Source organism: Celerinatantimonas marina, assembly GCF_046054165.1.
Lineage (GTDB): Bacteria > Pseudomonadota > Gammaproteobacteria > Enterobacterales > Celerinatantimonadaceae > Celerinatantimonas.
In genome coordinates, this window is record NZ_JBFNXK010000014.1 from 16,357 (window position 1) to 42,533 (window position 26,177).

The following is a 26,177-nucleotide window of genomic DNA, read 5'->3' on the forward strand; positions in this document are numbered from 1 at the left end:
TGATTAAGCCCAAGTCACGTTATAAACCTTTTTAAGGTAATCAACGAACTGCTCATCTTCACATAAAGTTTTTCCTGGTGCATCTGAAATCTTAGCGACTGGGCGGCCATTGACATGAACCAGTTTCATAACGATGTTGAGGCTTTGGACGCCTTTAATATCATTCGATAAATAAGTACCGATGCCAAATGAGACTCGGATCCGTCCCTGAAAATAACGATAGATGTCCATCATCTGTTCAAAATTCAAACCATCACTAAAGACGATGGTTTTAGTCATTGGGTCAATGCCTAGATTTTCATACATTTTAATCGCTTTGTCGCCGAAGACTTTAGGGTCACCGGAATCATGGCGAATGCCATCAAATAATTTGGCAAAATAAAGGTCGAAATCACGGACGAATGCATCCATCCCGATGACATCTGTTAATGCACATCCAAGGCGTCCTCTAAATTCTTTGACCCAACATTCCAAGGTGTGTTTCTGGGAATTAGCCAGCTGGATCCCCACTTGCTGGGATAGCATAAATATTTCATGAGCCATCGTACCAATGGGGGTAAGTCCTAACTCTTTGGCAAGGTACATATTCGAGGTGCCGGTAAATACATTCGGCAACTGATCTTTCATCATTTCAACCATACGGTATTGTGCTGCTGAACTGAAACGACGACGCGTTCCAAAATCAGCAAACGTCAGATGATAGGCTCCATCAAGCTTGATTTGTTGCTTGAGCCAACTTACTTTTTCATCAACCCGTTGTTCGACATCCGCAAATGTTTTATCTGGAAAATTATTGCGGTTATAGACTTCAGAAATAGTTGAAAGTACTGGCATTTCAAAATTATTGATATGCATCAGCGGGCCACGAGCCCGAATGGATAGTTGATTATTTTCCTCACTGACATCCAAAAAACGGGTTTGATAGGACCACATCCGGACCCATTCGATAAAGTCTTTGGTGTACCAGGGAATGGTTTCCAGCCATTGGATTTCATCCGCTGTGAATCCCAGACCGTTTAGATTTTCGAGTTCGCGTTCAATTTCATCCCGATAAGGACGCAGATCGATATCGTTGCGAACCACCAGTTTGTATTCGGCATCTTCAACATATGGATACTGATGCATGAAACATTGCCACATGTTCATTTTATAAAAATCGTTATCTAAAGCCGAAAAGTTGAGCGGGTGATGGAACAGCTCTGTTGGTGTTGGCATCGCATTTCCTTAGTTGACTTGAGGTCAACATCGTTCAGTGTTTGCCAGCATGCCGTACATTGACAAATACTTATAATCTAAATCCGATTAGGATCAGATGCTTGGAATTAGGCATCGATCAATCGTTGCTTTAATTGAGTTTAGGTCGCTACAAGGCAGAGGTACTGAATTAGAAAGAATTGTATCTAATGTTTGATTTAACGATATGTTAGTAATACAGATTGTTCTGAATAAATTGCTATTTGTCTGTTTTAACTTCGAAAAACGCAACACTAAAATACCAACAGCCCTTGATGCAGCTACCCCTGATCTTATTTTCTCAAACGACAGGGGGCTATAATATCAAGAAGTTGCTCAATCAGGTACGTTCAAAATAGATAACTCCTGAGAGTTTATTCCATGGCTTGTATTTTAAAGGATATATGGGGATCAGAAGATCATCAGTAAGTCATGGATGGTTAAAAAAACAGCAGAATATCTGTGTTGTGGGATTCAACTCCCGTGAGAATAAGAATATCATAGCCCCTTCTTTTGAAAGGTTGGTAGGGATATCTATCAGACCTGGCAAGCTTCTGTGAGCGTTAGTTTATTGAGATATAATCTATCACAGTGAATAAATTTGATAAGGATATTGATTTTGCCTATTCGGTCGATGCAATTTTGGCAGCTGCGTTCGTATAAATTATGGTTGATGTGCACGCTGTTATTTGTCGCGTTTTTTACAGTAAGCTGGTTGGCTTATCAGGTTGCGCATGATTCTTTAAATGAGCAAATTGAAGAGCAGTCACTGCCATTAACTAGTGATAATATTTATTCACAAATCCAACAGGATTTACTGCGACCTATCTTTATTGCATCTTTGATGTCTCATGATACTTTTGTTAAAGATTGGGCTTTGCAGCCTCATCATGATCAAGCTGCGATGGTACGTTATCTTACTGCGATTCAACATCGTTTTGGAACGACATTAACTTTCTTTGTTTCCGATCGCAGTGGACGTTATTACGATTATCTGGGCAGTGATCGGATCCTTCCATTGGAACAGCCGGAACATCAGTGGTATCAGCTGGCAAAGCATCTGCCTGAAAATCAAAGTTATCGAATTACCACCGGGATCGATCCGGAACGTCCCGGACACTTGGATATTTTTATCGATCATAAAGTTTACGATTATGAGAATCGGTTTCTAGGTATTATCGGGGTTGGTTTATCCGTTACCAAATTAAAAGAGTTAATTGAGCATTATCAGCAGCGTTATCAGCGTTATATTTATTTTGTGGATCGTCAGGGCAATGTTGTGCTTCATGGGGAACGCCATAATGACTTGGCACCATTAAATTCCAGGGAGGGCATGAGGGCGCTGGCTCCGAAATTATTGAGTGAACCCAGTGGCTCCTATTCCTATCTTAAAAATGGGCTTCCCGTATATTTGAATGCGCGTTTAATTCCTGAATTTGACTGGTATTTGATTGTTGAACAGCACGAGCATCATGCGATTAAGGATATCTCAAGAACCTTTATTATTAACATATTCATTAGTATTGTAGTGACGATTATCTTTATGATTGTGCTGCGATTGACAATGGGAAAATATCAGCGCCAGTTGGAAAAAATGGCATCGACCGATAAGTTGACCGGTGTGATTAATCGGCAGATGTTACCGATCCTTTATAAACAGTTGATGGGATATCTAGCTCGGAGTAAAGCCCCGGTTTCATTACTGATTTTTGATATCGATTATTTTAAGTTGGTCAATGATCAATATGGGCATAATGCTGGTGATGATGTCTTAAAATGCGTAGCGCAACGTCTTGGTCGGCAAGTGCGTAAACAGGATATTATCTGTCGCTGGGGAGGCGAAGAATTCCTGGTATTATTAACGGATTGTACGTTGCAACATGCCAGTCAAATTGCAGACAATATGCGAGTGGCTATTCGAAGCCAACCGATTGTAACTGAGGATTCGGCTATTTCTATCACGTTGAGTGGTGGCGTCACGTTGATCCGTGATGAAGAACCATTGATCCAGGCCGTAAAGCGGGCTGATGAAGCACTGTATCAAGCCAAACAGAGTGGACGGGATCAGATTCGACAGAATTAGTTTAGCCTGCATTGAATCTAATATTGATAAATAGTCCGTGGTTCATTTCTAGTGGGACAGGGCTTTCAACATCAAGGCGATGAGGCGATCTATTGCGGATGGCTTGGTTTAGCAATGACTCGGCGCTATTCTTTTTTCATCGGTGCTTGTTTTGTAGGCGGAGCAACAATTGTTGCTCCGCCAAACTACATCAATTCCAATGGTTCAGATTTTTCTCGGGACTATGGGCCGGGAAGATTATCGAATTTGCTGAATATAATTCATCCAAGATTGGCTGGATGACGCATATTGTTCTGATCGTTTGGCTTGTTTAAAAAATTGTTCCGCCTGAGTGTATTTTTGTAACTGGGTAGCGGCAATACCTTTTAAAAGATCGATTCGAGGGGACTGAACATGTCGTTCAGCCAGAGTGGCGTTCTGTAACAGCTCTTTCCAGCGTTGCTGGTTCGCCAGTAATGACAAGTATTGGTGATAATTTTGTCGGGTAGGTTCTAGCTGGCAAAGTTGTTGATAGCGGTCGATGGCTTGATCAAATTGTCTGGCTTGGATCCAAAGTCCGGCTAACCAACGTACGTGGCTGATATTGGCTTTGACCACATGTTTATCAATTCCATCATCCAGAACCTGAGCGGCAAGATATGGAATTTTAGCCGTGTTGGCTAGTTGTGCGAGCAGCTGATAATGATCTGTACGATTAAATAGCCCTCGTTGCCATGCGAGTCGCATCGTTGCTAATGCCGCTTTAGATTGATGGTTTCGCATTTGCAGGGCGGCCAATTGCTGCCATTGCTGCATGGATTGAGGATCTAGTTCGACTAAATGGGATTGCCATTGGATAGCCTGTGGCCAAGAATGATTAGCAATAGCTAATGCGACCCCGAGATTATACCAATTTTGAGGTGGATTGTTGCGCATGCTGAAAGCTTGTCGCATGGCCGCCAATCCATCAGTCCAGTGTTTTAATTGATATTGACCAAAAGCTAATAATTGATAATGACGGGCTTTTTGTTGCTCCGGTGGCGCTTGTTTAAACCATTGTTGCAAGTGGATCACTCCCTGTTGCCAATGCTCAAGATTGAGATCCAGCTGAGCGAGCGTCAACAGTAATGATAGTTGCTGGGCTTCGGGTAAGACCTTGCCTTGATAGGCCTGATTAAAATAGGGATAGGCCTGCGAGTAGTGATCTTCTGCCAGCGCAATCCGCCCCAAAGCAAGTTGAGCCAACGCTTGAGGATAAGATGGACGATCATTAGAGCCTAAACGTTTTAAATAATCGTTTAGGTAGATTTTGGCCTGAGGGTAGAGTTGTTGTTCAATCAGTTTATCAGCCTGTTGTAGTTGTTGATAATCGTAGGCTGATAATTCAGCGGCCTGAAGGTTCAGGCTTATGAAGAGCCAAATGAGTGACAAAACCCATAAGATCCGTTGCATCGTTTATTTCTCCAACTTAAACGCTAAGGTCTGGCGAGCCTGAAAAGCAATGGCTTTTCCCTGAAACTGTTTCGGCTGGAATCGCCAGCCATAGACGGCTCGTTTCACGGCATTATCAAAAATATGTTCAGGATTCGCTTTAACAACCTGAATGCTCCCTGGCTTAACTCGACCATCCGGCAAAATTGTGAATTCGATCGTAACATCCCCCTCGATTCGATGTCGAAGTGCTCGCTGCGGGTATTGCGGTGGGATCTGAGAGACCGCAACTGGGTTATCTTCAATAGCGCTCGACACTTGAACATTCGTCAAACTTCCGACACTGGCACTGAGCTGAATGTCACTACTGCTGAGTTGTTGATTCAATGCTATATTGACGGCGTTAACCTGAGGGGTATTCACCGGGTTACTCGTCCCTGCATTGACGGTGGGCAGGCTAGGCATCTGCGCCATTTTAGGCGGCGGTGGAGGGGGTTCTCGACGTTGCCGGGTCTGCAGGGACTGCGTACCATTATTGGTAAGTGTTAGATGAATCGCTTCGCTTCGCTCGGTGTCGGGATGACCGTTGACACCGATAAGTTGGCCTAGAAACAGGAAGAACGCGAGGCTTAAAGCCAATCCCGGAATTAAAAATAATACAGCTTGGCGCATCTTAATTCGCCACCCCTTTCTGGGTTGCCACACTGTAAGTAATTCCAGCTTCCCGAATAATATCGATCACATCGATGAGGTGACCGGTTGACGTTTGGGTGTCAGCTTCGATCACGACGGCCAGTTTCGGATTCGTCGCTTTGAGTTGATTTAACGAAGCCGATAAGAGTCGTTTATCGATTTGCTGATGGTTGAGCCAAATATCGCCACTGGCAGAGATCCCAATCAATTGGGCGCTTTGGCTTTTGGCTGAACCGGTTTGGGCGACCGGGCGGTTTACTTCAATTCCCGATTCCTGCACAAATGAAGTCGATACAATGAAGAAAATTAACATGATAAAGACGATGTCTAACATGGGGGTTAGATCAATCTGGGCTTCATCGGCATCTTGTTGCTGAAATAAACGGTTGCGTCTCATGAATAATCACTCGCTCCTGTCTGCTGGCTGAGCATCTGTCGTTGGTGGATGCTCCAGCGCTGCAGATGGGTATATAAAATCAAAGCCATCACTGCGATAGCCATCCCTGCCATAGTTGGTAACGTCGCTTTGGCAATACCTCCGGCCATGAGTTGAGGATCGGCACCGTTATCAAGTGCCAGCGTGTCAAATACTTGGATCATCCCCGTGACCGTTCCCAATAAACCAATGAGAGGGCAGAGGCTAATCAGTACCCGGATTAACGGGAGTTGTTGCTGAAGCTTTAAATCTAATTCACAGTAGGGCTTGAGCCAGCTCAGTGACTGGCGTTGCCCTTGGATCTGGTACAGAGTCTGTTGTTTCAGCTTTGGGTATAGCATGTTGCGAAACCAGTAACGCTCAAGCAAGAGTGTCATCAAAATGCAGCATAGCCCTAAGAGGGTATAAAGGACCCAGCCTCCTGCATTTAAAAAGGCTGTCAGCGATACCCAATAATGACTAATTCCCATACTCTTCAGACTCTTGTTTGAGGCGGTCGGCCAATAGGGCTAGCGTCTGTTGCTGCAATATTTGACTGATTCGACGGGCTCGGGTTGTGAGTAAGTTATGTGCAAATAACAGAGGAATGGCTGCGATTAATCCCAGTACGGTTGTCATCAAAGCCTGAGATATACCACTGGCCATCATTTTAGGATCACCGGTTCCGAATAATGTAATGCTTTGGAAAGTGGCAATCATTCCGGTCACCGTTCCCAGTAACCCTAATAAAGGGGTGACCCCCGCAAATAATTTGACCAGTGTATGGCTCCGTTCCAGTCGCGGTAATTCTTGACTCACCGCTTCATCCACGAGTAGTTCCAATTCATCCAGTTGGTGCTGACCTGAAGGGATCCGTGATAACACCCGACCTAATGGATTATTTTCCCGCAGAGTCTCGGTTTTTAATTGTCGATTAACTTTTTGTTCCGTAAATATCAGGTCATGTAATCGATATAGGGCAATGAGTAAGCCTAAGCATCCTAAAGCGATAATGACATATCCGATGACGCCCCCCTGCTGAACGCGTTGCCAAATTGAGGGGAGTTGGCCCGCTAGTTTTAATAATTGACCACGGGTTGGATCGATTAAAACTGAATGGGTTTTATCTTGAAGGTAATGGGTGGCGGATCCCGGCTGTTGACCCATGACCTGTAAAGATTGGTTGTCACTTTGCCAGTTCAGAAAATCGCCCTGCTGATTGAATAGTTCAAATTCACCAATACGAATCACCTGCTGGTGGCTGCTTTGGCCATGAGGCGTAATCACATCCCGTTTGAAATGGGTAATGGCACCAGCCCCCTGGAGTTGTTGGTGTAAAATAGTAGCAAGTGAGCGTAAATCTGCTGCGGAAGGAATTTGTTCCTGATGAACCCACTGAAAGGCCGATGCCGGTAGTGGTGTTTGGGCACTGACCAGCGATAGGTCGATGGCTTGTTGAAATTTTTGACCTTCGCCACGGAGTACATCAAATACCTGACCTAATTCGCCACTACGCTGACGTAATGTTTCAGAAAGGGTCGTCAGTGTTTTTTCATTTTTGGCAAAGGTTGCTTTTAATTGCTGTTGATGTTTTTCTGCGGTTTGAAGCCGATTTTCACTTTGCTCTAATAATTGATGCTGGTGACGCTGGTCGGCTAGAAATGTAGCCTGACGTCTGGCATTGAGAGCCTGATCATGCTGACGAATTGACGTCGCATTGTTCTGGATAGAAACCGGTGCGGATAAAACTTGAAAACTCGTCGCCATCAGGAGTGAAACAATGAACTTTTTCATGAACGGGGCTCCTGTGGCGCAGGTAACGGTAGATTGAGAAGTTGAGGTACTTTTTGTTTTTCAGCAACGGCAATTGCGGTGGTCAGCTGCCGATTTTGTGTATCTGTGAGTGTTTGCCAACTTTGAGAGGCCGGTTGCCAGAGAGCGCCACTTTGTCGGTCCAATGTTTGGTAATAGAAAGCGGTACGCCCCAAACGAAAATAACGGACTTGGGTTGTCCCTTGCGCTGTGGACAAAGTTCCTTGATAACTCCCAATACTGGAGGCGTAGTCAATTTCAACCTGATAAGCATCTAAAACCTGACGATACTTTTCGGCTAATGACACATCAGCCCGATCAATAATGCGTTGCAGTCGCGCGAGTCGTTGCTGACGTTCTTTGGCTAAAAAGGGTTGATCTTGAGCGACAAAGTCTTTGAGTTGCTGAAATAGGGTCACCAACATTGGAAGTGCGGTTTGCTCTGTTTCATCCAATGAGTCCAGTTGTTGATTAACCCGTTGCTGCTCCTGTTGCTGCGACACAATCATTTTTTCCAATTGCTGGTTATATGCTTCAACAAGGTCGGCTTGGCGCTGATTTTGTTGATAGTTGGCTAAGTCGCTTCGGGTGCGCTCGTCCAGCTTATCAATGGTGATCTGCGTTTGGACATCCTGTTGGTGGGCCTGCTCGACTTGTTGCTGACTCTGGGAGAGTTCGGCAGCATAACTGGCATTGATCCCACTCAAGTAGCTAAAAATCGCGAGTGCGGTCATATTTTTAAAGAAAAATTTCAACATAAGACACATCTTGGATTGACTTTTTGTAAATATGCACAAAATAAAGGGATATTCTTACAACATACCCCTTCATTCAGTTGAATGAAAGTAGCCTATCATCTTAGCGATCTTTTTATATAAATCAATCCAAATAAAAATAAGAATTGTTATCGTTTAATAAATCGACGATGTTATATCTTATGGAAGAGATCGGTGATCAGTCCTAGGTTGTTTGGGGATCATTTGGATAAAAATGTTGGGATTGGATGGGTGGTTATCCCCGTTTAGATAGGGACCTGTCGGTAGCGGATTTGTCCTGATTTTTAATATGGGTTCTTCAAGTGAAGTCGATGGGGCCGGATATTTGTCTATGCGGAAATAACCCGGCAATATGTTGCCGGGTAGACGTGTTTACTCGGGAGTAAATTCAGTCCAGAGCGGTGCATGATCCGAAGGTTTTTCGATGCCTCGTAAAGGGTAATCAATATGGCTTTGTGAGGCTCGCTGCGCGAGTTTGGTAGTCGCTAAAATAGCATCGATTCGAAGGCCTCGGTTATCATCAAAGCCTCGACTACGGTAATCGAACCAACTAAATTGATCATTGATATCTGGATTTAATTGTCGATAAGTATCAACAAGTCCCCAATCCAGCAATTTTTGGAGCCATTCTCGTTCTTCTGGTAGGAAACTACATTTACCGGTTTTAAGCCAGCGTTTGGCATTGGCTTCCCCAATCCCGATGTCTAAATCTGTGGGTGAAATATTGATATCTCCCAAAACGACAATCGCTTGGTCGGGGGAGTGTGATTCTTCTAAATAGCGTGTGAGATCGGCGTAAAATTTTTGTTTAGCCGGAAACTTAGTTTCATGGCTACGATTTTCTCCTTGCGGGAAATAACCGTTAAAAATTTTGATGGGCTGATTATTTTCGTCTTCAACGGTGGTAATGATCATCCGTCTCTGGGCATCTTCTTCATCCCAAGGCAGTCCTTTTTCAACAGCAATCGCAGGTCGTTTGGTTAACGTTGCAACACCGTGATGGGCTTTTTGTCCGTGGTAGTAAACGTGATATCCCAGCGCTTCTACCGCCTCTTTAGGGAAAACATCATCATGTACTTTAATTTCTTGTAGCCCGATCACATCGGGGTGATGTTTTTCAATCAGAGCCGCTAATTGATGAAGTCTGGCCCGCAGGCCGTTGATATTGAAAGAGACAATTTTCATAGCAAGTTTTATTTGAACGACGGTGACAAGATGTTAACAAAATATCAATATTGCTGAAATCATTGTATACTTATTTTCGGATGATCCATCGATTTATGAACGTGAGCCTGAATTTCTTAGATTGACTAGCGTTTCAAATTCTTCCCGTAAAGATTGTAAACGTTGTTTATGGGATTCACTCAGATGTAAGCCATCTAATGATTTAATTGCTTGTTTACACTCTTCTAATTCAGATAAATGTCGTCCTGTTGATGTTTCTAAGAATTTTAATATCGCTTGGATTTTATTTAAGATGGCCCCGGTATTCCCCGGTGCTTCTTTCAAGGCCTTACGAAAATACTGGCATGCTTTGAGGTAATTACCCTCGCTGTAAGACGTGATCCCTTGATGGTTTAGAGCTCGGAAGGTATCTAATCGCTCTACAAAAGCTGGACTATCAGCCAATTTATTGGCTATCAGTGTGGAAAAATACTCGAGTTTGTCCCGTTTTTTCAGTTCATCCGCCAGCGGGACGGCATATTCATATTCGCCAACGGAGTTGAGTGTTAAAAAAGTATCTGGAAGTAGAATGTCGTCAATTTGCTCGGGGGATTCAAGTGCGCCTTCGTTACTGGAAAATAAGATCTGTTTAGCACGATGCATTTCACCTTTTGTAGCATGTACCCGAGCCTGACTCAGGCCTTCGAAGGCCTCAAAATCAAAACCATCGTAGTTCCCCTCTTCATAACGGGCCTTATGCAAGACGGAGTTGACTTCCTGAAGTAATCGATTTTTACGATATAAATCCTCTTCATTTTGAGCTTCATCAATGAGGCTCCTAATGAAATTACACAGGTGTTGTGGGCCACGATGAATAGAACGTCTGGCGAGTTGTAAAATGCGGCCAAACGTTTCTTTAGCCAAACTTAAATTGTGGCTATCTAGTGCCAATTCGGCCATCAACTGTTGTCTGGATATTGAATAAGGCGATATCTGATTAGCTTTTTGGATGATGCTCAATGCTTCAGGAAGTTGGTTATTGGCCCGGTAAGCCTTGGCCAGATGATCATAAGCCAATAAGATCAATGGGTGCTCTTCAATGACTAGTTCCAGAGTATGAATGGATTTAGCGTAGTCACCCATTAAAAACTGGACTTGTCCTAATGTGGCCAGAGCCCATGTTTGGGGGTGTTCTTTTAGTTGTTGGCACAGATGGATATGTGCATTTTCATAATCTTGAAGGTGAATAAAAGATTCGATCATTAGGTTATGACAATAGGACTGATAACGCCCTTGGTCACGGATATAGCTTTTGCAGGTCTCGACAGCCGATTGGTATTGATGTTCATCCAAATGAGTATAGATGGGAAGTAATTCCTGCCGTTTTTGATACGCACGAGCGATCCGGTTAATCAGCTGATACTGCGAAAATGGCTTCGTTAAAAAATCATCGGGTTCCATTTCCAGAGCATTAAGTACCATGCTGCGATTATTATCGCCACTGATGATAATATATAGCGCCGAAGGCGAAATCGCCTTAGTCAGACGCAGCTCTTCGAGCAGTTGCGCTCCGTTTTTCCCGGTACCAAGATTGTAATCGACGAGCAGAATATCAAAACTGTATTTTTGACAAGTTCTAATGGCCGCTTCGCCCGACGCCGCGAAATGAAAGTCTGTAGCGCCAAAATTTTGGAGCATAGATCGCAGCATAATCTGGAAAGCGCGTTGGTCATCAACGATCAAAACTTGTTTTCCAACAAAACTAAATTGTGTGCTCATATGCCCATCTATCCCTGTAACCCGCGCATTCTACCATACCTTATTTATTCGACGAATGGGTTTAGCCTTCGGCGTAGAGTGTTTAACACAGCTAAATAATTTAAATTGGAATGAATATTGCTTCCTTAAGGCCATAACGAAAGGAGTCAAAGATGCGTTATTGCCTTATTGGATTAATCATAGCCTTATTAAGTGGCTGTGAAATGATAACCGATCATCGCATTGAATATACTTACATTCCACCGAAAGAAAGTAAGGATAATCAGTTTTATAGCGTCGTGTTACGTTTGTCTGATCGTATTTTAGCAAATATGCCGAAGGTTCGCTCGTCACAGACGGTGGCAATTACGACCATTGTAAATTTGGATAAATTAGATGCGACGGATGGCTTCGGGCGGCAACTGTCAGAGTCCATGTTTGCCGCTTTTGAATCTCAGGGCGTTCATTTAGTGGAACCTCGGTTGACCGGGAATCTACATACCGTCCCTGGGGCTGGAGAATTTGCTCTGAGTCGTGAGGCTTCAAAATTGGCCAACCGAATGCATATTACCTATATGTTGGTCGGTAGTTATCAATCGAGTCGCTCCGGATTACATGTGAATGTGCGGATGATTCGCTTGAGTGATCGAGCTGTCGTTAGTGCAGCTTATGAATTTTTTCCAGCTGATATCGCACCCTTAGTCCCTGCGGTTCGAGCTGTTAACGGAGGGTTAATTCGAGATGATATTCGGCCATAAATGGTGGGTGATAGGTTTGATGATCGGGTTACTGTCTGGTTGCAGCACGATCAAAAATACGTTTTCAGATATTAAACTGCCCAAAATACATAAAGAGGATACGTTTACCAAAAAACCGCCGCAAGAATTTGCTGTGATTCGAGCTGTGGGTTATGCCCCGATCAGTGATCAGATGGGATCCAGTGATGCGATGAAGCAGTTAAAGGCCATGCGTGCGTCTAAGCTCGATGCTTATCGGGAACTTTCTGAGAGGGTTTATGGGCAAAAAGTGGCCAGTAATGTCACTGTGAATGATTTAGTTTTAGGTAATGAAGCATTGGAAGCTTCTGTCTATGGGATTATCCGCGGGGCCAGAGTGATTAAGTCGTACCGAATGGATGATACCTATGTGACAGAAATGGAGCTGGATTTCCGTGAGGTTTATCGCGTAGCCATGTCGATGTCGCCGACGATTGAAGATGATACCGATTATTTAGGATCGACAGACTAAGCCAAGCGCGGTTGTTAAAGTTATGCCTGCTATAGCCGATAATAGGTCTGTAGCCATGTAGAGAATATCCCGAAAAGGAATAAGCAATGAAATCGATTATGCTGGGTCTTGTTTTGACGTCTATGCTATCTGGCTGTTCGATGCTAGGGTGGGGCGATTCGTCATCCGATCAAAGTAATCAACAACCGGAACAACCGGGTTATTATCAGCCGGTATCTACCACCACAGCGGAAAAAAAAGAGGAACCAGGTTTCTGGAGCCAGCTGTTTTTTGGTTCTGACAAGAAAAAGGAACAGCCGAAACCCGCTCCCAGACCGGTTGTGAAAACAGTTGATGATGAAAAAGTGCAGCCGTTGATGAAGCATAATCTGGCGGATTATGTAGCGGGTATGGCGCAGCAAATGCTTAACAGTGCTCGTTATGTGAATCCATCCACACCAATAGGGGTCGCATCGTTTGTTGCTTTAAATGACCTACGTCAGACGAATGTTTTTGGGATGCAACTGGCGGAAAGTTTTGTGTATGAAATGCAGCAACATGGAATGTCGGTTATCGATTATAAAGCGACTGGTTTTATCCGGATCACGCCCAGTGGTGACTTTGTTTATAGCCGAAACGTCAAAGAATTAGCTAAAGAACAGCCGATTCAATATTTGTTGGTTGGGACTTATACGCGCACCTCTTATGGTTATATGGTGAATGCTCGCATTGTTGGGGCTGAATCTAAAGTAGTGGTGGCTTCAGCCCAGCAGCTGATCCCGACACAGGTTTATAATAATGCGATGGATATTGATCCATCACGCGCTAAGCCTAAAGTGAAAGATGGTGTGGTATTGATTCGTTCCAATTAAGGACGTGATACCGATATCAGCTGAATAACGAATATTGATGAAAATGCCCGGTCATGAATTTTACCGGGCATTTTTATGGCTAAAAATGGTTGAAGTATTGAGAGCCGATTTTGTTTAAACAAACAACAAGCTAGCACTTTCTGCATTGATCCATCAGCATCGTCTATGTAAAAACCTTAGCCACACATCAAGCATACACGCGCATATATATGAAGCTTTTGTCGGATTGCCTCAGAGAAAATAAAGGCCGTGATAGATCATGAACAGCTCGAAAATACGGAAGTTAATATAGAGAGATATAGAGCAAAAGCTGTTCTAAGGCATTTTACCGAGACGCATCCAACTTTATTAGGATTATGTGATCTATCCTAATGTGATTAACGATGATCGAAGGAAATAATTTAGGTTATCGCTGATCGAGTGAGTCTGATTAAACTTTAAAACTTTTGCCATGATGACTGGCGGAGTGGCGCTTGCCTAATTTGTCATAGGTCATGGATTGCTGTTGCAGTAATTTATTTAAGTCGTGAGCTAAACGTTCGATCTCAGCACTACTGGCTTCAATAATCCGGCCATTGATTGCATTAGCCTGATGGCAGTCATTTAAAAGCTGCTCAAGCTGTTGCCGTTTTTTATTTAATGCAGGATCGGTTTTTAGTGATTCGCGTTGCGGGTGGGCTGCTAATAACTGATCGGTTTTGATCAATTTTTGCAGTAATGCATTTTTATCCGTCGCGACTTGATGAATCGCGTCCACATCCCGTTTTGCCAAGGACTGATGTTCGTCGACGAGTAAAGCCAGCAAATCCTGGAGATATTGCTGTTGGTGGGTGAGAAGTGTTTCGAGAGATAACATCGTATCTTAATTCTAGCGATACAATGTATTCATTTGTTCTTCCATACTTCCCATCTTCTGGGCCACGCGAGGTGCATCGACTTGATAGCTTCCATCAGAGACAGCTTGTCTTAGTGCTGCAATCCTCTGGCTATTATCTGTACCACTGCTTTGTTTTAAGCCTTGCTCAATCTGACTGAGCTGGCGAGCCTGATCAGTTAACATAACAGAATCCTGAGGTGCAGAAGTAGAAGCGGTCTGAGCACTTTGGTCGGATGTTGAAACCCGGCTGCGATCCTGTTGGCGGCTGTTATCAATCGCATTGTTACGATTACTATTGATGTTGTTGATATTCATAGCCATGATTGGCACCTTGTCACTGTTTCGTTCAACATGTATTAATGAAGCTGACCATTTTATCGGCTGTCAGCCAAAGAGCTTTAACTCTTTTTTACATCTCTACGCTAACTTTTCCTACATCTGTTACGGTTGCTCTTATAATCCGTTGGGACTGCGTGTTTTTCACGCGGATGGTATCTCGAATTCGACCATCTGACAATGCAGTACCGGTTGTACTTAGATAAATTCCTTTTCCTTTTGCGATAATCGTAACAGAATCTCCACGACAAACCATGCATACATCATGCCTATTAACTATCTCGTCGCGTTGAGCCCGTTTTTTTAGTTTAGCTCCAATTAACTGATTAATTTGGGTATAGTGACCCCCATAAATTTTATTTTTATCGACATAACCCATTTTTAACGTATTTTGATCGAGGGTCGTTCCCTGATCGGCTGCTCTTTTCATGGTTACGACGGGAATAAGCCATGTGACCCTGACGGGAATATAAAGTCGGAATTTTGCGGATTCCCGGCAGGTGACGCGGACCGTGGTAGTGGGTTTTACTTCCCCTGCCGGCAGGTAATAGCTAAAATTCTGGCATTGTTCAAAATTGGTTCTAGGATCAATATTAACTGCTTCAACTGAGATACGTTGATTTTTTTTAGGAGTTATATTGTCTTGGACAAATTTTTCTGCGGCTGCGCGGACTTTTTGTGCGACAGTGGGTTGTGCAACAGTATGAAAACTCAGCATACAGAGTAAAATAGCGAAATAAATCAGTTTAATCATTTTTTGTTTTTGGTCGATAAAGCAGTGAATGTTTAAGCTTTTGTCTATGCTTATATAGAGTAAAAATGTATTTGGTTTAAGGCGTGATTGTCAATTTTCTGACGTTTGGCCCCGTAACCCATATACGATGATAGCACGCAAAAGTTATGCCTTTTGCTCAAGGAGAGAAGATAGCATGGCGGGAATTCTTGATTCAGTAAACCAGAGAACTCAATTGGTTGGGCAGAACCGGCTGGAGTTGTTGCTATTTCGGCTGAATGGTTCACAGCGTTATGGGATTAACGTATTTAAGGTCAAAGAGGTCTTGCAGTGTCCTCCATTAACCGCGCTGCCTAAGTTAAACTCGGTGATTCGTGGGATCGCTCATATTCGTGGGCAAACGATTTCGGTCATTGATTTAAGTCGTGCGACTGGTGGTCGTCCTATCGCTGATTTAAGCAAGGCTTTTATTATCATCGCAGAATATAACCGTTCGGTTCAGGGGTTTTTGGTCGGTTCTGTAGAACGAATCATCAATATGAACTGGGAAGATATCCTTCCACCCCCTAAAGGAGCCGGGAAATTCAACTATCTAACCGCTGTGACGGAAGTAGAAAAAGAGTTGGTTTCTATCTTGGATGTTGAAAAAATCCTAGATGAAATTTCTCCGGCACCCACTGAGGTCAGTGAGTCCATTATCGATGAAGCTGAAACAAGCGCTGCGTTGGGCGATCGTAAGATTTTAGTGGCTGATGATTCATCTGTGGCTCGAAATCAGGTGAAACGAGCCGTATCATCATTAGGGATTGAAGTTGATCTTTGCAAAGATGGGCGTGAAGCATTAAACGTACTGAAAGCACAGGCTAAAGAAAGCGATAAAATTACCGATTATTATGCTTTGGTCATCTCTGATATTGAAATGCCTGAAATGGATGGTTATACCCTTACTGCTGAAATTCGCTCTGATCCGGCATTACGGGATCTCAAAGTGATACTTCATACATCTCTGAGCGGTGTTTTTAATCAGGCTATGGTTGATAAAGTGGGTGCGAACGCCTTTATTGCTAAATTTAATCCTGATGAATTGGCGTCTGCAGTACGAGAATCAATAGAATCATAATACATATAAATAGGTAGCTATAGCGTGAAAGAGCTTTCGGATGAGCTGTATTCTCAGTTTAGTAGTTTTTTAGAACAGCAATGCGGTATCGTCCTGGGAACGAACAAGCAGTATTTAGTCAAAAGCCGGCTGTCGCCATTGGTACAAAAATATCAGACGGGAACATTGCATGAATTAATCAAACAGGCAATGAGTTTACGACAGCGGGATCTGCGGGCTTCTGTTGTGGATGCGATGACCACCAATGAAACATTATGGTTTCGTGATTCATATCCTTTTCAGTTGTTAACAGATCGGTTGCTCCCAGAATTATCCAAGCAGCGTCGAGGTGTAAAAATCTGGTCAGCTGCTTGTTCTTCCGGACAGGAACCCTATTCGATCTCGATGATCATTCAGGAATTTCAGAAAAAACGTCCTGGTGCGTTATCGAGTGTGCAGATTATTGGGACGGATATTTCACCTTCGATGCTGGAGCATTGTAAACGAGGCGAATATGATGCCTTGGCTTTGGCGCGAGGGTTGTCACCGGAACGTAAGCGCCAATTTTTTGAAGATATCGGAAATGGTCGTTTTAAGGTGAGCGCACAGGTTCAAAAGAGTGTGAGTTTTAGACCATTGAATCTTTTGGATAGTTATGCGTTGCTGGGAAAATTCGATATTATTTTCTGCCGCAATGTATTGATTTATTTCTCCGCAGATGTGAAATCTAAGATCCTCAATCAGTTTGCTGGCTCGTTGAATCCCGGCGGCTATCTGATATTAGGGGCTTCTGAATCTCTGACCGGATTAACGGATCGCTTTGAGATGATTCGTTGTAACCCCGGAATTATTTATCGTTTAAAATAAACAGACGTGGCAAAGCGGAAAGATTTGCCGCTTTGTTGCCGCTTCTTCATCTTGTTTCTGCCGTTTTCTTCCCCATTTTTAATCGTCAAAAATTTGTAATGGCATATTAGTTGCAGTTTCCCTCTCAGGTATTTCAGGAGGTAGGTATGTCGATTACATTTGATAAAGCATTCGGTGTACACCAGTACACGCTAGGAGTCCGCTCGCGTCGGGCTGAACTTTTAGCTAGTAATATCGCTAATGCCGATACGCCAAATTACAAAGCTAAAGATCTCGATTTTAAAAAAGCTTTAGCATCTGCGATGAATGGGCACGATTTTCGCTTACTAAGAACTAACGAAAGACATATTGCCGGTACTGGGGCGTTTGACCCCGCTGTTGGATACCGAATTCCGGACCAACCTGATACCGGTGATGGCAATACGGTTGATATGCAGACGGAAAAGACACGCTATATGGAAAATGGCATGCGCTATGAAGCCAGTGTGGATTTTTTGAATAGTAAGATTAGTGGGCTTAGAAAATCGATTACAGGACAATAATAATGAGTTTATTTAATGTATTTGATGTCTCAGGTTCCGGATTGAAAGCACAGTCTGTCCGTCTGAATACAACCGCGAGTAATTTGGCAAACGCCGATAGTGTGTCTTCTAATTTTGAAGATACTTATCGAGCTCGTAAGCCTGTATTTGCAGCAGAACTTAATCAGGCGATGGACGCTCAGAGTCCCGCGGTTCGGGTTGAAGTGAAAGGGATTGTTGAAAGTGATGCACCTTTGCGTCGTGAATATAATCCGAATCATCCTTTAGCCGATCAGGATGGGTACATTTACAAACCGAATGTAAATGTGATGGAAGAGATGGCGGATATGATCAGTGCTTCTCGTTCTTACCAAACGAACGTTCAGGTCGCCGATGCTGCGAAGCAAATGCTTAACTCAACATTAAATTTAGGTAAGAGTTAGTCAGGAGTGTGGGTAAATGGCAGGTATTAAAGGTTTAGATAGCAGTATCTATTGGCCGGAGAAGGCGAAACAGCCGGAGCCTAAGCCAGAGTCTGCTCCCAGTGATAATAAGAGATTAGATCAAAAAGATTTCTTCTCTTTGCTGACCCAACAGTTGGCTTATCAGGATCCGTCTAAGCCGGTGGACAATGCTCAGATGATTTCACAGATGTCATCGTTTCAGACATCCGATGGTATTTCGAAATTGACTGATCAGTTTGCGAATTTAAACAATGTCATGAACTCATCCGCAGCATTGCAGGCTTCAACTCTGGTAGGACGTTCCGTGTTAGTTCCAGCGACGAAAGGAATGAGTGACGGACAGGGATTTTCTGGGGTTGCGATTGCCGATAAAGGGGCAACCGGGGTAACGGTCCAAATTGAGAATTCTGCAGGGGAACTCGTTAAGTCGATCAACCTGGGGGATGGTAAAGGAAATATGAAGTATTCATGGGATGGAACAGATGCCACGGGTAAGGCGGCACCAGCCGGTGAGTACCACGTAAAAATTAGTGCGAAGCAGGGCGATAAAAATATTGAATTACCTGCGGCGACTTATGGTCATGTTAGCAGTGTCAGTCTTTCTGGTCAGGGATCAAAAGGTGTCAAACTGAACCTGGCAGGACTGGGCGGATTTAACATGAAGGACGTGCTTGAAGTCGGTGAAGGCTAGTACGTTAAGCGAACGATAGGAGATTGAGAGATGGCATTTGGTATCGCCCTTAGCGGCATTAACGCATCACAAAAGGACCTGGATACAACGTCGAATAACATCGCCAACGTTGATACTACCGGCTTTAAACGTTCTCGCGCCGAATTTGCAGATGTGTATGCAAATTCATTGTTTTCCAACGCGAAAACAGCTACTGGGAACGGGACGAAAACCGTTGCAGTCGCACAGCAATTTGACCAAGGGTCTATGAAATTCACTCAAAACTCACTGGATTTAGCGGTGAGTGGTGAAGGCTTTTTTGTGACCTCAGAAGATCGCGACAGCCTCAACCATAAATTTACCCGAGCGGGTGCCTTTAAGCTAGATTCTGATAACTTTATTGTGAATTCAGAGGGCGATTTCTTGCAGGGGTATGGCGTTAATGCTCAGGGAACACCTTCATCGGTCAGTATGGCGGGAACTTCTCCGATCCAGATCAATAGTGAAGTCGGTTCACCGACCATGACAACAAATGTGGATATGTCTTTTAACTTGCCCAGTGGGGAACAGGGCTTGGATCCAACGACATTTGATCCGAACGATACCTCGACGTATACCTCATCGACCTCAGCGACTATTTATGATTCGTTGGGTGGATCGCATGTTGCTCAATCTTACTTTATTAAAGACCGTGCCGTACCGAATACCTGGCATCAGGCGATCTATGTCGATGGTCGTCCTTTGAATGTGGTCGGTGGTTCTGCGATTGGTGTGGATGGGGTCGCGGCTCAAACGCTGCAATTTGATAATGCCGGGGCACTGACCAATCCTGTACCGCCAGCCGGTGTGACTACCGCTCCATTGAGTACTTTAGGCGGGGTATGGGATTCGGCGAATGGTGCGGTCGATCCGACTCAAACGTTGAACTTCCGAGTCGATGGTTCAACCCAGTTCTCTTCTGCATTTGAAGTTACGGATCTGTCTCAGGATGGGTCAACCGTCGGGAAATTGACCGGTATTGATATCGGAACCGATGGGTTGGTGAAAGCCTCTTATAGTAATGGTGTAACCCGCTTCGTTTCCAAAGTGGCATTGGCTAAATTCAATAACCCTCAGGGACTGAGTCAGACTGGGGATACAGCTTGGCAGCAGTCTCAAGGTTCTGGTGAAGCGATTGCCGGGGAACCCGATAAAGGTACTTTTGGGAAGATTAATTCATCGGCACTGGAGCAATCTAACGTGAATTTGACCAATCAGTTGGTGAATTTGATTTCAGCGCAGCGAAACTTCCAGGCCAACTCAAGGGCGTTGGAAGTGGACAGTACACTGCAACAAACGATTATTCAGATCCGTTAATAGCTGCATATTCATTGGTATAAAAAGCCCGCAAAGCGGGCTTTTTTCGTTTCTTGGCATTGCTTTTGCAACATTGCTGAAAGTCAGTGATTTGACGCAGGATTAGCCAGATGGATAAATTTCTTTACATATCGATGACCGGAGCGGCTCAGGGGATGGATGCACTGGCCGTGCATGGGAATAACCTCGCCAATGCCAATACCACCGGGTTTAAAAGTGATTTCGAACAGGCCCGGGCGATGCAGGCCTATGGGGATGGTCTTCCCAGTCGGGTCTTTGCCATGCGGGAAAATCCCGGACAAAATTTTGTGCCCGGAGCGTTGAAAACGACCGGTCGAGATCTGGACATCGCCGTTGCCAATCGGGGTTGGATTTCTATTCAAGACGAGAATGGGCAAGAAGCATTAACTCGCGACGGTAATTTGACTATTTCCGCGGCAGGTGTATTACAGACGATGACGGGGCATCCGGTATTAGGAAATAACAATCAGCCGATTGTGATTCCACTCCCGGTCGAAAAGGTCAATATTAATCGTGATGGAACCGTGGAAGTTCGGCCACAGGGAGCTCCGGCCGATGGAGTTGAAGTGGCAAACCGGATCAAATTGGCCAATCCGGCGTTTCAGGATCTTCGCAAGGGGACTGATGGATTATTCCGTTTAAATAATAATGCACCGATTACAGCGGATGCGAATGTCGAAGTGATTAAAGGGGCGCTGGAATCGAGTAATGTGAACCCGATTCTGGAAATGACGCAGTTAATCAATTTACAACGAAATTATGATATGCAAGTGAAGATGATGCGAGCGGCTGAGGACAATGATCGCAGTGTCACACGATTGCTGAATTTACGTAGTTAATACCGGAGGTAACTCATGAACCCCGCATTATGGATTAGTAAAACTGGGCTTGATGCTCAGCAAACCAATGTCTCGGTCATCTCGAACAACTTGGCGAACGCGAGTACCGTCGGCTATAAAAAAGGTCGGGGGGTGTTTGAAGATTTGCTCTATCAAACTGTCAATCAGCCCGGTGGCCGCTCTTCACAAAATACGTTGACCCCAACCGGTTTGATGCTGGGGGCTGGGGCAAAAGTGGTTGCGACGCAGAAAAATTTCTCTCAGGGGAATGTCAAAACCACCAATAATTCGTTTGATTTGATGATCAACGGGAAGGGTTTTTTTGAGGTTCAGATGCCGGATGGCACCATGGCTTATACCCGTAATGGTCAGTTTTCATTGAATCAGGATGGTACTTTAGTAACTCCGGGGGCGGGTTATCCGGTACAACCTGCTATTCAGATCCCTCAGAATGCGCAAAGTATGACGGTGTCTGAAGATGGTCAGGTCAGTGTAGTTGTTCCCGGTCAGGCTCAGCCGCAGGTCGTTGGACAAATTACCGTCGCTGATTTCGTCAATCCGGCAGGTCTGGAACCTCGGGGGCAGAACCTGTTCGTTGAAACGGCTGCTAGTGGTGCCGCTCAGGAAGGGGTTGCCACGGAAGATGGATTGGGGTCGATCCAGCAAGGCGCCTTGGAAACATCTAATGTGAATGTGACAGAAGAACTGGTGGATTTGATCGAAGCACAGCGCGTCTATGAAATGAATTCTAAAGTCATTTCCAGTGTGGATCAGATGCTCAATTTTGCGACTCAACAATTGTAGTTTTGAAGTAGCATGAGTGGTGAGGTTAAAGCATGAATAAGCAATTCAAATGGTTGTGGTTAGGCGTGTGGTTTCTGACACTAAGTTGTCAGGCCACCCGAATTAAAGATGTCGCTGATGTCGCTGGGGTTCGAGATAACCAACTCATCGGTTATGGGCTCGTTGTGGGGTTAGCCGGGACCGGTGAATCCGGCAATGACTTCGTCGATCAATCATTTGAAAGTATGTTGCGTAATTTTGGGATCCAGGTTCCTTCAGGTTCACGGTTACGGATCCGAAATACGGCAGCCGTAGCGGTTCAGGCAACACTTCCTGCATTTGCTAAGCCGGGCCAGCGACTAGATATCACGGTGTCTGCTATTGGTCAGGCAAAAAGTTTACGTGGTGGAAGCTTGCTCCAGACTTTTTTGAAAGGGGCTGATGGAAAGGTGTATGCGTTAGCTCAGGGAAGTTTGGTTGTGGGTGGATTTGGTGCTGAAGGGGCCGATGGCTCAAAAATTATCGCTAATACGCCGACTGTCGGACGGATCCCGAATGGCGCGATTGTGGAACAGTCTATTCGTTCGCCTTTCGATCAGGGTGATTTTATTACCTTTAACCTAAAACAGCCGGATTTTACATCAGCGAAACGATTGGCCGATGCGATTAATGCCATGGTGGGGCCGAGGACTGCTGAGCCCTTAGATGCTTCATCCGTGAGAGTTTATGCGCCCCGAAATCCCGGGCAGCGGGTAAATTATCTAGCCACGCTGGAGAATATTGAATTTAATCCGGCTTCGGAATCGGCCAAAATTATTGTGAATTCTCGGACTGGAACGATTGTAATCGGTAAAGATGTGCGGTTGTTGCCTGCAGCGATTACGCATGGGGGATTGACGGTTAAAATATCTGAAAATCCACAGGTTTCACAGCCTAATGCCTTGGGACAGGGAAATACGACCGTGACGCCAAATTCGAATATTCAGGTCGATAAGGGGGATGGTCGGATGTTCAAGTTTGATGCTGGAGCCTCTTTGGATGACCTCGTGCAGGCGGTTAATCGGGTCGGTGTCGCACCGGGAGATTTAGTCTCGATCCTGGAAGCTCTGAAACAAGCCGGGGCGATTCAGGGTGATTTAATCGTTATTTAAAGTGGGGATGTCATGGATTTAAAAATGCAATCCATCGGGACATCACAGGTTCCGGAAACATACAGTGATCTGAATCAGCTGGATGAACTGCGCCGTCAGGCACAGAAAGATCCCCACAAAGCTTTGAGTCAGGTGGCCCATCAGTTTGAAGCAATTTTTATGCAGATGTTGCTCAAAGAGATGCGTCAGTCAAATACGGCTTTTGAAAGCAGTGATTCTCCCATGAATAACCGTTATGTCAAAAATTATCAGCAGATGTATGACAAACAGTTAGCGCTGAATTTATCGAAAAATGGTTCTCTGGGGTTGGCGGATTTAATGGTTCAACAGTTGGATCCGGACAGTGCCCATATTACCCCAGCCAGTCAGCTGCGCGGCGGGAATCGAGCCGAGCATTTTAAAATGCCTAATTCCACTTTATCGGCTGACTCTACGATTTCTAAAGAAAATGGCAAGAATATTGCTCATTCACCGATAACAGATTTTCAGATTCGTCGTTTTTATGGTGAATCGCCGGTCGCTCAAGCTTCAGCAGCAACGGCTACGGCAAGTAAACGGCAGCAGTTTGCCTCTGATCAAGAATTTGTGAAACAACTGATGCCGCTGGCTCAAAAAATTGCGGCTCCAGCGGGAATTTCACCCTTGGCCGTTGTCGCCCAAGCGGCTCTGGAAACCGGATGGGGTCAGCGGGTGATGGATCAAGGTCCGGAACAAAGCAGTCATAATCTGTTCGGGATCAAAGCAAACCGAAATTGGGATGGTGCTACCACACAGGTACAGACCTTGGAATTTGAAGATGGGGTCGCCAAACCTAAACGGGAAAAATTTAAGGCCTATGCGTCATATGAAGACAGCCTGAAAGATTATGTGGCCCTGATGCAAACCCCGCGTTATCAAAAAGCGTTGCAGTCAGGCTCGAATCCTCATGCATTTGCCGACCAACTTCAGCAGGCCGGTTATGCGACGGACCCGAATTACGCCACTAAGATCAAACGCATCTTAAATAGCGGGGTAATGGCTGAATATCAAGATTGATGATGGAGTAATGAATTATGCAAGATTTATTAAATGTCGGTGGCTCTGGCGTCATGGCGCATCAGCGTTTATTGGTCACCACCGGGAATAACGTCTCCAACGTCAATTCTAAAGGCTATTCAATGCAGCGGACCGAATATCAACCCGAAGTGACTGGGGGGGTCGGTCGTGGACGGACTGAACGGGTGATCGATCAGTTTGCACAAGCCGCTGTCTGGCGAAATACTTCGGAACATGATCAGCAACAGTCTTATGTTAATTCGGTCGACGAAATCGATCGTTTTTTAAGTGACGATTCGTTATCACTAGGCCCGAGCATTGATAAAACATTCGAAAATATTCATGCCATGAACGACACGCCGATGTCGACTTCTACCCGAGCTTTGACTCTCGATCGATTTCAAGCACTGACCCGGCGTTTCCGTCTGCTTTCCTCGCAGTTCGAGCATCAACAGAAAAATATTAATGGTGATTTAAAAGAGAAAGTTTCTTCCGCGAATAAATTGATTGTTGGGATTCGGAAGATGAATGAACAGATCATGAGTTTCAATGAAGCACCGGATAAAGGGGGACTAGATACCCTCAAAGATAAACGCGATGAAGCTATTCATCAGTTATCAAAATTAATCAAAATTAACTCGATTGAGCAGCCCAGTGGGGCTCGATTGGTGTTTATGGGTAATGGCCATGCTCTGGTGACTGAAAAAAGTAGTGCCTCTTTAGATCTGCGTCCAGGGAATCCTGATCCTATGAAATTTGATGTGTATCTGGATTGGCATACCACAGAAGCCCGTTTGGATCCTGGAAAAATTGGGGGGTCGATTGATGGGATTCTTAATTATCGGGAACAGATTTTTGAGCCTAGTAAAAATAAATTAGGTCAGGTTGCATTGTCGATGGCCGATGCCTTTAACCGTCAGAACCATCTCGGGATGGATCTGGAGGGAAAACTAGGGGGGGATATTTTTTCGCTTCCGCGGGTTCGGGCGATGGATTTTAAGGAAAATCAGGGCTCTGGAGAGGTGTTTGCAACGGTTCGTCAAGGTGAAGCTCAGGAGCTTACGCCTTATGATTACCACATCCGTTTTACCGGAGGAAACAGTTTTACCATCCAGCGCTATGACGGAGAACAGTCGGTTGGTGAAGCGATAGCGGGAACCACATCCAATGATTATCAGATTGATGGGATGAGTTTAGATTTTTCTTCCGGTAGTTTTTCGAGTGGCGATAAATTTTTATTACGGCCGACTAAAGATGCGGCTGAGCAGGTTTCACTGACCATGACTCAGCCGGAAAAACTGGCATTAGCCGCACCGGTTCGAGTCGATTCACAGTTGGATAACACCAGTAATGCGAAGATTGTTTTATCTTCCGTGACGGATACCGATCCCGCTACATCTGGATTCACGCAACCCGGTGGATTGATGATCCATTCTCCGCAGCGAATTGAGGTCACTGCGGATGGTGGCTATGACATTTATGATGAAGATGGCCATCGGGTCGGTCAGTTGGCTGCAACCGATGATGGTCGAAATATTTTAAGCCGAGCGAACTTGTCTCCCGGGTACGATGTCTCGATTGAGGGGCAACCGAAACCTGGGGATGTGTTTACGATTAGCTATAACACCGATGGCTATGCAGATAACTTTAATGGTCTGCAACTAGCTGATTTACAGCAAAAGTCACTTGTTCGTAAAGGATTAACGACCGCCGGTGGTGACGATAAAATGACGTTTAACGATGCCTATAACAACTTGGTCAGTTTTGTGGGCGGAACCGCGGCGGAAAGTCACTTGGATTTGGATGCGGCTAAATCGTTATTAACGCAGAGTGAAGATTGGCAGAACTCCGTTTCGGGGGTCAATATGGACGAAGAAGCCTCCAACATGATCCGTTTCCAGCAGGCCTATGCCGCTTCAGCACAGGTGATAGGAACGGCCCAGCGAACCTTCGAAACGCTTTTGAATGCAGTGAGGTAATCT

At 44.7% G+C, this 26,177-nt stretch carries 27 protein-coding genes; 15 read left to right on the forward strand and 12 right to left on the reverse strand.

The window, feature by feature from the left end; all coding sequences use genetic code 11:
* Positions 1 to 3: 3 nt before the first annotated feature.
* Complete coding sequence (pncB, locus tag ABUE20_RS14525) at positions 4 to 1,215, reverse strand: nicotinate phosphoribosyltransferase (RefSeq protein ID WP_408620668.1); 1,212 nt, start codon at positions 1,213 to 1,215, stop codon at positions 4 to 6.
* A 637-nt stretch (positions 1,216 to 1,852) separates the two neighbouring features.
* Between pncB and ABUE20_RS14530 the strand changes: the two genes are divergently transcribed.
* The gene (locus ABUE20_RS14530; RefSeq protein WP_408620669.1) at positions 1,853 to 3,316 is read left to right on the forward strand and encodes a sensor domain-containing diguanylate cyclase; all 1,464 of its coding nucleotides are present in this window, start codon (positions 1,853 to 1,855) and stop codon (positions 3,314 to 3,316) included.
* 237 nt (positions 3,317 to 3,553) lie between these two features.
* Here ABUE20_RS14530 and ABUE20_RS14535 read toward each other — a convergent pair whose 3' ends face one another.
* The 8 genes from ABUE20_RS14535 to ABUE20_RS14570 all read right to left on the reverse strand — a co-directional run bounded on the left by ABUE20_RS14535 (position 3,554) and on the right by ABUE20_RS14570 (position 11,365).
* A complete protein-coding gene (locus tag ABUE20_RS14535; RefSeq protein ID WP_408620670.1) occupies positions 3,554 to 4,747 on the reverse strand; it encodes a tetratricopeptide repeat protein in 1,194 nt (397 codons plus the stop codon).
* Between the two features lie 3 nt (positions 4,748 to 4,750).
* Positions 4,751 to 5,398, reverse strand: coding sequence for an energy transducer TonB (locus ABUE20_RS14540; protein WP_408620671.1), 648 nt, complete (start codon positions 5,396 to 5,398; stop codon positions 4,751 to 4,753).
* A 1-nt stretch (position 5,399) separates the two neighbouring features.
* Positions 5,400 to 5,816, reverse strand: a complete 417-nt coding sequence (locus tag ABUE20_RS14545) for an ExbD/TolR family protein (protein WP_408620672.1) — start codon at positions 5,814 to 5,816, stop codon at positions 5,400 to 5,402.
* Complete coding sequence (locus ABUE20_RS14550; RefSeq protein ID WP_408620673.1) at positions 5,813 to 6,325, reverse strand: MotA/TolQ/ExbB proton channel family protein; 513 nt, start codon at positions 6,323 to 6,325, stop codon at positions 5,813 to 5,815. Before ABUE20_RS14550 ends, ABUE20_RS14545 begins: the two co-directional genes overlap by 4 nt.
* Positions 6,315 to 7,628 carry a MotA/TolQ/ExbB proton channel family protein gene (locus tag ABUE20_RS14555; RefSeq protein WP_408620674.1) on the reverse strand — a complete coding sequence of 438 codons (1,314 nt, stop codon included), beginning with the start codon at positions 7,626 to 7,628 and terminating at the stop codon, positions 6,315 to 6,317. Before ABUE20_RS14555 ends, ABUE20_RS14550 begins: the two co-directional genes overlap by 11 nt.
* Positions 7,625 to 8,404: a DUF3450 domain-containing protein gene (locus ABUE20_RS14560; RefSeq protein WP_408620675.1), complete on the reverse strand. Its 780-nt coding sequence runs from the start codon at positions 8,402 to 8,404 to the stop codon at positions 7,625 to 7,627. The genes ABUE20_RS14555 and ABUE20_RS14560 overlap by 4 nt, the downstream gene beginning before the upstream one ends.
* Before the next feature lie 390 nt (positions 8,405 to 8,794).
* Positions 8,795 to 9,607 (reverse strand): exodeoxyribonuclease III, encoded by an 813-nt coding sequence (gene xthA, locus ABUE20_RS14565; RefSeq protein ID WP_408620676.1) that lies wholly within the window; start codon positions 9,605 to 9,607, stop codon positions 8,795 to 8,797.
* A gap of 93 nt (positions 9,608 to 9,700) precedes the next feature.
* Positions 9,701 to 11,365, reverse strand: a complete 1,665-nt coding sequence (locus ABUE20_RS14570) for a response regulator (RefSeq protein ID WP_408620677.1) — start codon at positions 11,363 to 11,365, stop codon at positions 9,701 to 9,703.
* A 152-nt stretch (positions 11,366 to 11,517) separates the two neighbouring features.
* Between ABUE20_RS14570 and ABUE20_RS14575 the strand changes: the two genes are divergently transcribed.
* The 3 genes from ABUE20_RS14575 (at position 11,518) to ABUE20_RS14585 (ending at position 13,443) form a co-directional block, all read left to right on the forward strand.
* Entirely contained in the window at positions 11,518 to 12,102 is a 585-nt protein-coding gene (locus ABUE20_RS14575) for a FlgO family outer membrane protein (RefSeq protein ID WP_408620678.1), read from the forward strand.
* Positions 12,103 to 12,121: 19 nt separating this feature from the next.
* Complete coding sequence (locus tag ABUE20_RS14580; RefSeq protein ID WP_408620679.1) at positions 12,122 to 12,592, forward strand: LPP20 family lipoprotein; 471 nt, start codon at positions 12,122 to 12,124, stop codon at positions 12,590 to 12,592.
* 86 nt (positions 12,593 to 12,678) lie between these two features.
* Positions 12,679 to 13,443 (forward strand): FlgO family outer membrane protein, encoded by a 765-nt coding sequence (locus ABUE20_RS14585; protein WP_408620680.1) that lies wholly within the window; start codon positions 12,679 to 12,681, stop codon positions 13,441 to 13,443.
* Positions 13,444 to 13,873: 430 nt separating this feature from the next.
* On the opposite strand, the gene ABUE20_RS14590 is transcribed toward ABUE20_RS14585, so the two are convergent.
* From ABUE20_RS14590 to flgA, 3 genes are all read right to left on the reverse strand, one after another.
* Entirely contained in the window at positions 13,874 to 14,299 is a 426-nt protein-coding gene (locus ABUE20_RS14590; protein WP_408620681.1) for a flagella synthesis protein FlgN, read from the reverse strand.
* 12 nt (positions 14,300 to 14,311) lie between these two features.
* Positions 14,312 to 14,641 carry a flagellar biosynthesis anti-sigma factor FlgM gene (flgM, locus tag ABUE20_RS14595; RefSeq protein ID WP_408620682.1) on the reverse strand — a complete coding sequence of 110 codons (330 nt, stop codon included), beginning with the start codon at positions 14,639 to 14,641 and terminating at the stop codon, positions 14,312 to 14,314.
* Between the two features lie 88 nt (positions 14,642 to 14,729).
* Entirely contained in the window at positions 14,730 to 15,410 is a 681-nt protein-coding gene (gene flgA / locus ABUE20_RS14600; protein WP_408620683.1) for a flagellar basal body P-ring formation chaperone FlgA, read from the reverse strand.
* 175 nt (positions 15,411 to 15,585) lie between these two features.
* On the opposite strand from flgA, the gene ABUE20_RS14605 reads away from it, so the two are divergent.
* From ABUE20_RS14605 to flgK, 11 genes are all read left to right on the forward strand, one after another.
* Complete coding sequence (locus tag ABUE20_RS14605) at positions 15,586 to 16,509, forward strand: chemotaxis protein CheV (protein WP_408620684.1); 924 nt, start codon at positions 15,586 to 15,588, stop codon at positions 16,507 to 16,509.
* A 24-nt stretch (positions 16,510 to 16,533) separates the two neighbouring features.
* Positions 16,534 to 17,355, forward strand: coding sequence for a CheR family methyltransferase (locus ABUE20_RS14610; protein WP_408620685.1), 822 nt, complete (start codon positions 16,534 to 16,536; stop codon positions 17,353 to 17,355).
* Positions 17,356 to 17,501: 146 nt separating this feature from the next.
* A complete protein-coding gene (gene flgB / locus ABUE20_RS14615; RefSeq protein WP_408620686.1) occupies positions 17,502 to 17,897 on the forward strand; it encodes a flagellar basal body rod protein FlgB in 396 nt (131 codons plus the stop codon).
* A gap of 2 nt (positions 17,898 to 17,899) precedes the next feature.
* A complete protein-coding gene (gene flgC / locus ABUE20_RS14620) occupies positions 17,900 to 18,319 on the forward strand; it encodes a flagellar basal body rod protein FlgC (RefSeq protein WP_408620687.1) in 420 nt (139 codons plus the stop codon).
* A gap of 16 nt (positions 18,320 to 18,335) precedes the next feature.
* A complete protein-coding gene (locus ABUE20_RS14625; RefSeq protein WP_408620688.1) occupies positions 18,336 to 19,031 on the forward strand; it encodes a flagellar hook assembly protein FlgD in 696 nt (231 codons plus the stop codon).
* 30 nt (positions 19,032 to 19,061) lie between these two features.
* Complete coding sequence (gene flgE / locus ABUE20_RS14630) at positions 19,062 to 20,366, forward strand: flagellar hook protein FlgE (protein ID WP_408620689.1); 1,305 nt, start codon at positions 19,062 to 19,064, stop codon at positions 20,364 to 20,366.
* 110 nt (positions 20,367 to 20,476) lie between these two features.
* Complete coding sequence (flgF, locus tag ABUE20_RS14635; RefSeq protein WP_408620690.1) at positions 20,477 to 21,226, forward strand: flagellar basal-body rod protein FlgF; 750 nt, start codon at positions 20,477 to 20,479, stop codon at positions 21,224 to 21,226.
* Between the two features lie 15 nt (positions 21,227 to 21,241).
* Positions 21,242 to 22,030 carry a flagellar basal-body rod protein FlgG gene (gene flgG, locus ABUE20_RS14640; RefSeq protein WP_408620691.1) on the forward strand — a complete coding sequence of 263 codons (789 nt, stop codon included), beginning with the start codon at positions 21,242 to 21,244 and terminating at the stop codon, positions 22,028 to 22,030.
* 32 nt (positions 22,031 to 22,062) lie between these two features.
* Positions 22,063 to 23,160, forward strand: a complete 1,098-nt coding sequence (locus tag ABUE20_RS14645) for a flagellar basal body P-ring protein FlgI (RefSeq protein WP_408620692.1) — start codon at positions 22,063 to 22,065, stop codon at positions 23,158 to 23,160.
* Positions 23,161 to 23,172: 12 nt separating this feature from the next.
* Positions 23,173 to 24,195 (forward strand): flagellar assembly peptidoglycan hydrolase FlgJ, encoded by a 1,023-nt coding sequence (gene flgJ, locus ABUE20_RS14650; protein ID WP_408620693.1) that lies wholly within the window; start codon positions 23,173 to 23,175, stop codon positions 24,193 to 24,195.
* A 17-nt stretch (positions 24,196 to 24,212) separates the two neighbouring features.
* Complete coding sequence (flgK, locus tag ABUE20_RS14655; RefSeq protein WP_408620694.1) at positions 24,213 to 26,174, forward strand: flagellar hook-associated protein FlgK; 1,962 nt, start codon at positions 24,213 to 24,215, stop codon at positions 26,172 to 26,174.
* Positions 26,175 to 26,177 lie beyond the last annotated feature (3 nt).

What these genes read in the sequence shown, in the direction of transcription:
- pncB (WP_408620668.1), bottom strand. Translation starts at nt 1,215, where the DNA reads ATGCCAACACCAACAGAGCTGTTCCATCACCCGCTCAACTTTTCGGCT.
- ABUE20_RS14535 (WP_408620670.1), bottom strand. Translation starts at nt 4,747, where the DNA reads ATGCAACGGATCTTATGGGTTTTGTCACTCATTTGGCTCTTCATAAGC.
- ABUE20_RS14540 (WP_408620671.1), bottom strand. Translation starts at nt 5,398, where the DNA reads ATGCGCCAAGCTGTATTATTTTTAATTCCGGGATTGGCTTTAAGCCTC.
- ABUE20_RS14545 (WP_408620672.1), bottom strand. Translation starts at nt 5,816, where the DNA reads ATGAGACGCAACCGTTTATTTCAGCAACAAGATGCCGATGAAGCCCAG.
- ABUE20_RS14550 (WP_408620673.1), bottom strand. Translation starts at nt 6,325, where the DNA reads ATGGGAATTAGTCATTATTGGGTATCGCTGACAGCCTTTTTAAATGCA.
- ABUE20_RS14555 (WP_408620674.1), bottom strand. Translation starts at nt 7,628, where the DNA reads ATGAAAAAGTTCATTGTTTCACTCCTGATGGCGACGAGTTTTCAAGTT.
- ABUE20_RS14560 (WP_408620675.1), bottom strand. Translation starts at nt 8,404, where the DNA reads ATGTTGAAATTTTTCTTTAAAAATATGACCGCACTCGCGATTTTTAGC.
- xthA (WP_408620676.1), bottom strand. Translation starts at nt 9,607, where the DNA reads ATGAAAATTGTCTCTTTCAATATCAACGGCCTGCGGGCCAGACTTCAT.
- ABUE20_RS14570 (WP_408620677.1), bottom strand. Translation starts at nt 11,365, where the DNA reads ATGAGCACACAATTTAGTTTTGTTGGAAAACAAGTTTTGATCGTTGAT.
- ABUE20_RS14575 (WP_408620678.1), top strand. Translation starts at nt 11,518, where the DNA reads ATGCGTTATTGCCTTATTGGATTAATCATAGCCTTATTAAGTGGCTGT.
- ABUE20_RS14580 (WP_408620679.1), top strand. Translation starts at nt 12,122, where the DNA reads ATGATCGGGTTACTGTCTGGTTGCAGCACGATCAAAAATACGTTTTCA.
- ABUE20_RS14585 (WP_408620680.1), top strand. Translation starts at nt 12,679, where the DNA reads ATGAAATCGATTATGCTGGGTCTTGTTTTGACGTCTATGCTATCTGGC.
- ABUE20_RS14590 (WP_408620681.1), bottom strand. Translation starts at nt 14,299, where the DNA reads ATGTTATCTCTCGAAACACTTCTCACCCACCAACAGCAATATCTCCAG.
- flgM (WP_408620682.1), bottom strand. Translation starts at nt 14,641, where the DNA reads ATGGCTATGAATATCAACAACATCAATAGTAATCGTAACAATGCGATT.
- flgA (WP_408620683.1), bottom strand. Translation starts at nt 15,410, where the DNA reads ATGATTAAACTGATTTATTTCGCTATTTTACTCTGTATGCTGAGTTTT.
- ABUE20_RS14605 (WP_408620684.1), top strand. Translation starts at nt 15,586, where the DNA reads ATGGCGGGAATTCTTGATTCAGTAAACCAGAGAACTCAATTGGTTGGG.
- flgB (WP_408620686.1), top strand. Translation starts at nt 17,502, where the DNA reads ATGTCGATTACATTTGATAAAGCATTCGGTGTACACCAGTACACGCTA.
- flgC (WP_408620687.1), top strand. Translation starts at nt 17,900, where the DNA reads ATGAGTTTATTTAATGTATTTGATGTCTCAGGTTCCGGATTGAAAGCA.
- ABUE20_RS14625 (WP_408620688.1), top strand. Translation starts at nt 18,336, where the DNA reads ATGGCAGGTATTAAAGGTTTAGATAGCAGTATCTATTGGCCGGAGAAG.
- flgE (WP_408620689.1), top strand. Translation starts at nt 19,062, where the DNA reads ATGGCATTTGGTATCGCCCTTAGCGGCATTAACGCATCACAAAAGGAC.
- flgF (WP_408620690.1), top strand. Translation starts at nt 20,477, where the DNA reads ATGGATAAATTTCTTTACATATCGATGACCGGAGCGGCTCAGGGGATG.
- flgG (WP_408620691.1), top strand. Translation starts at nt 21,242, where the DNA reads ATGAACCCCGCATTATGGATTAGTAAAACTGGGCTTGATGCTCAGCAA.
- ABUE20_RS14645 (WP_408620692.1), top strand. Translation starts at nt 22,063, where the DNA reads ATGAATAAGCAATTCAAATGGTTGTGGTTAGGCGTGTGGTTTCTGACA.
- flgJ (WP_408620693.1), top strand. Translation starts at nt 23,173, where the DNA reads ATGGATTTAAAAATGCAATCCATCGGGACATCACAGGTTCCGGAAACA.
- flgK (WP_408620694.1), top strand. Translation starts at nt 24,213, where the DNA reads ATGCAAGATTTATTAAATGTCGGTGGCTCTGGCGTCATGGCGCATCAG.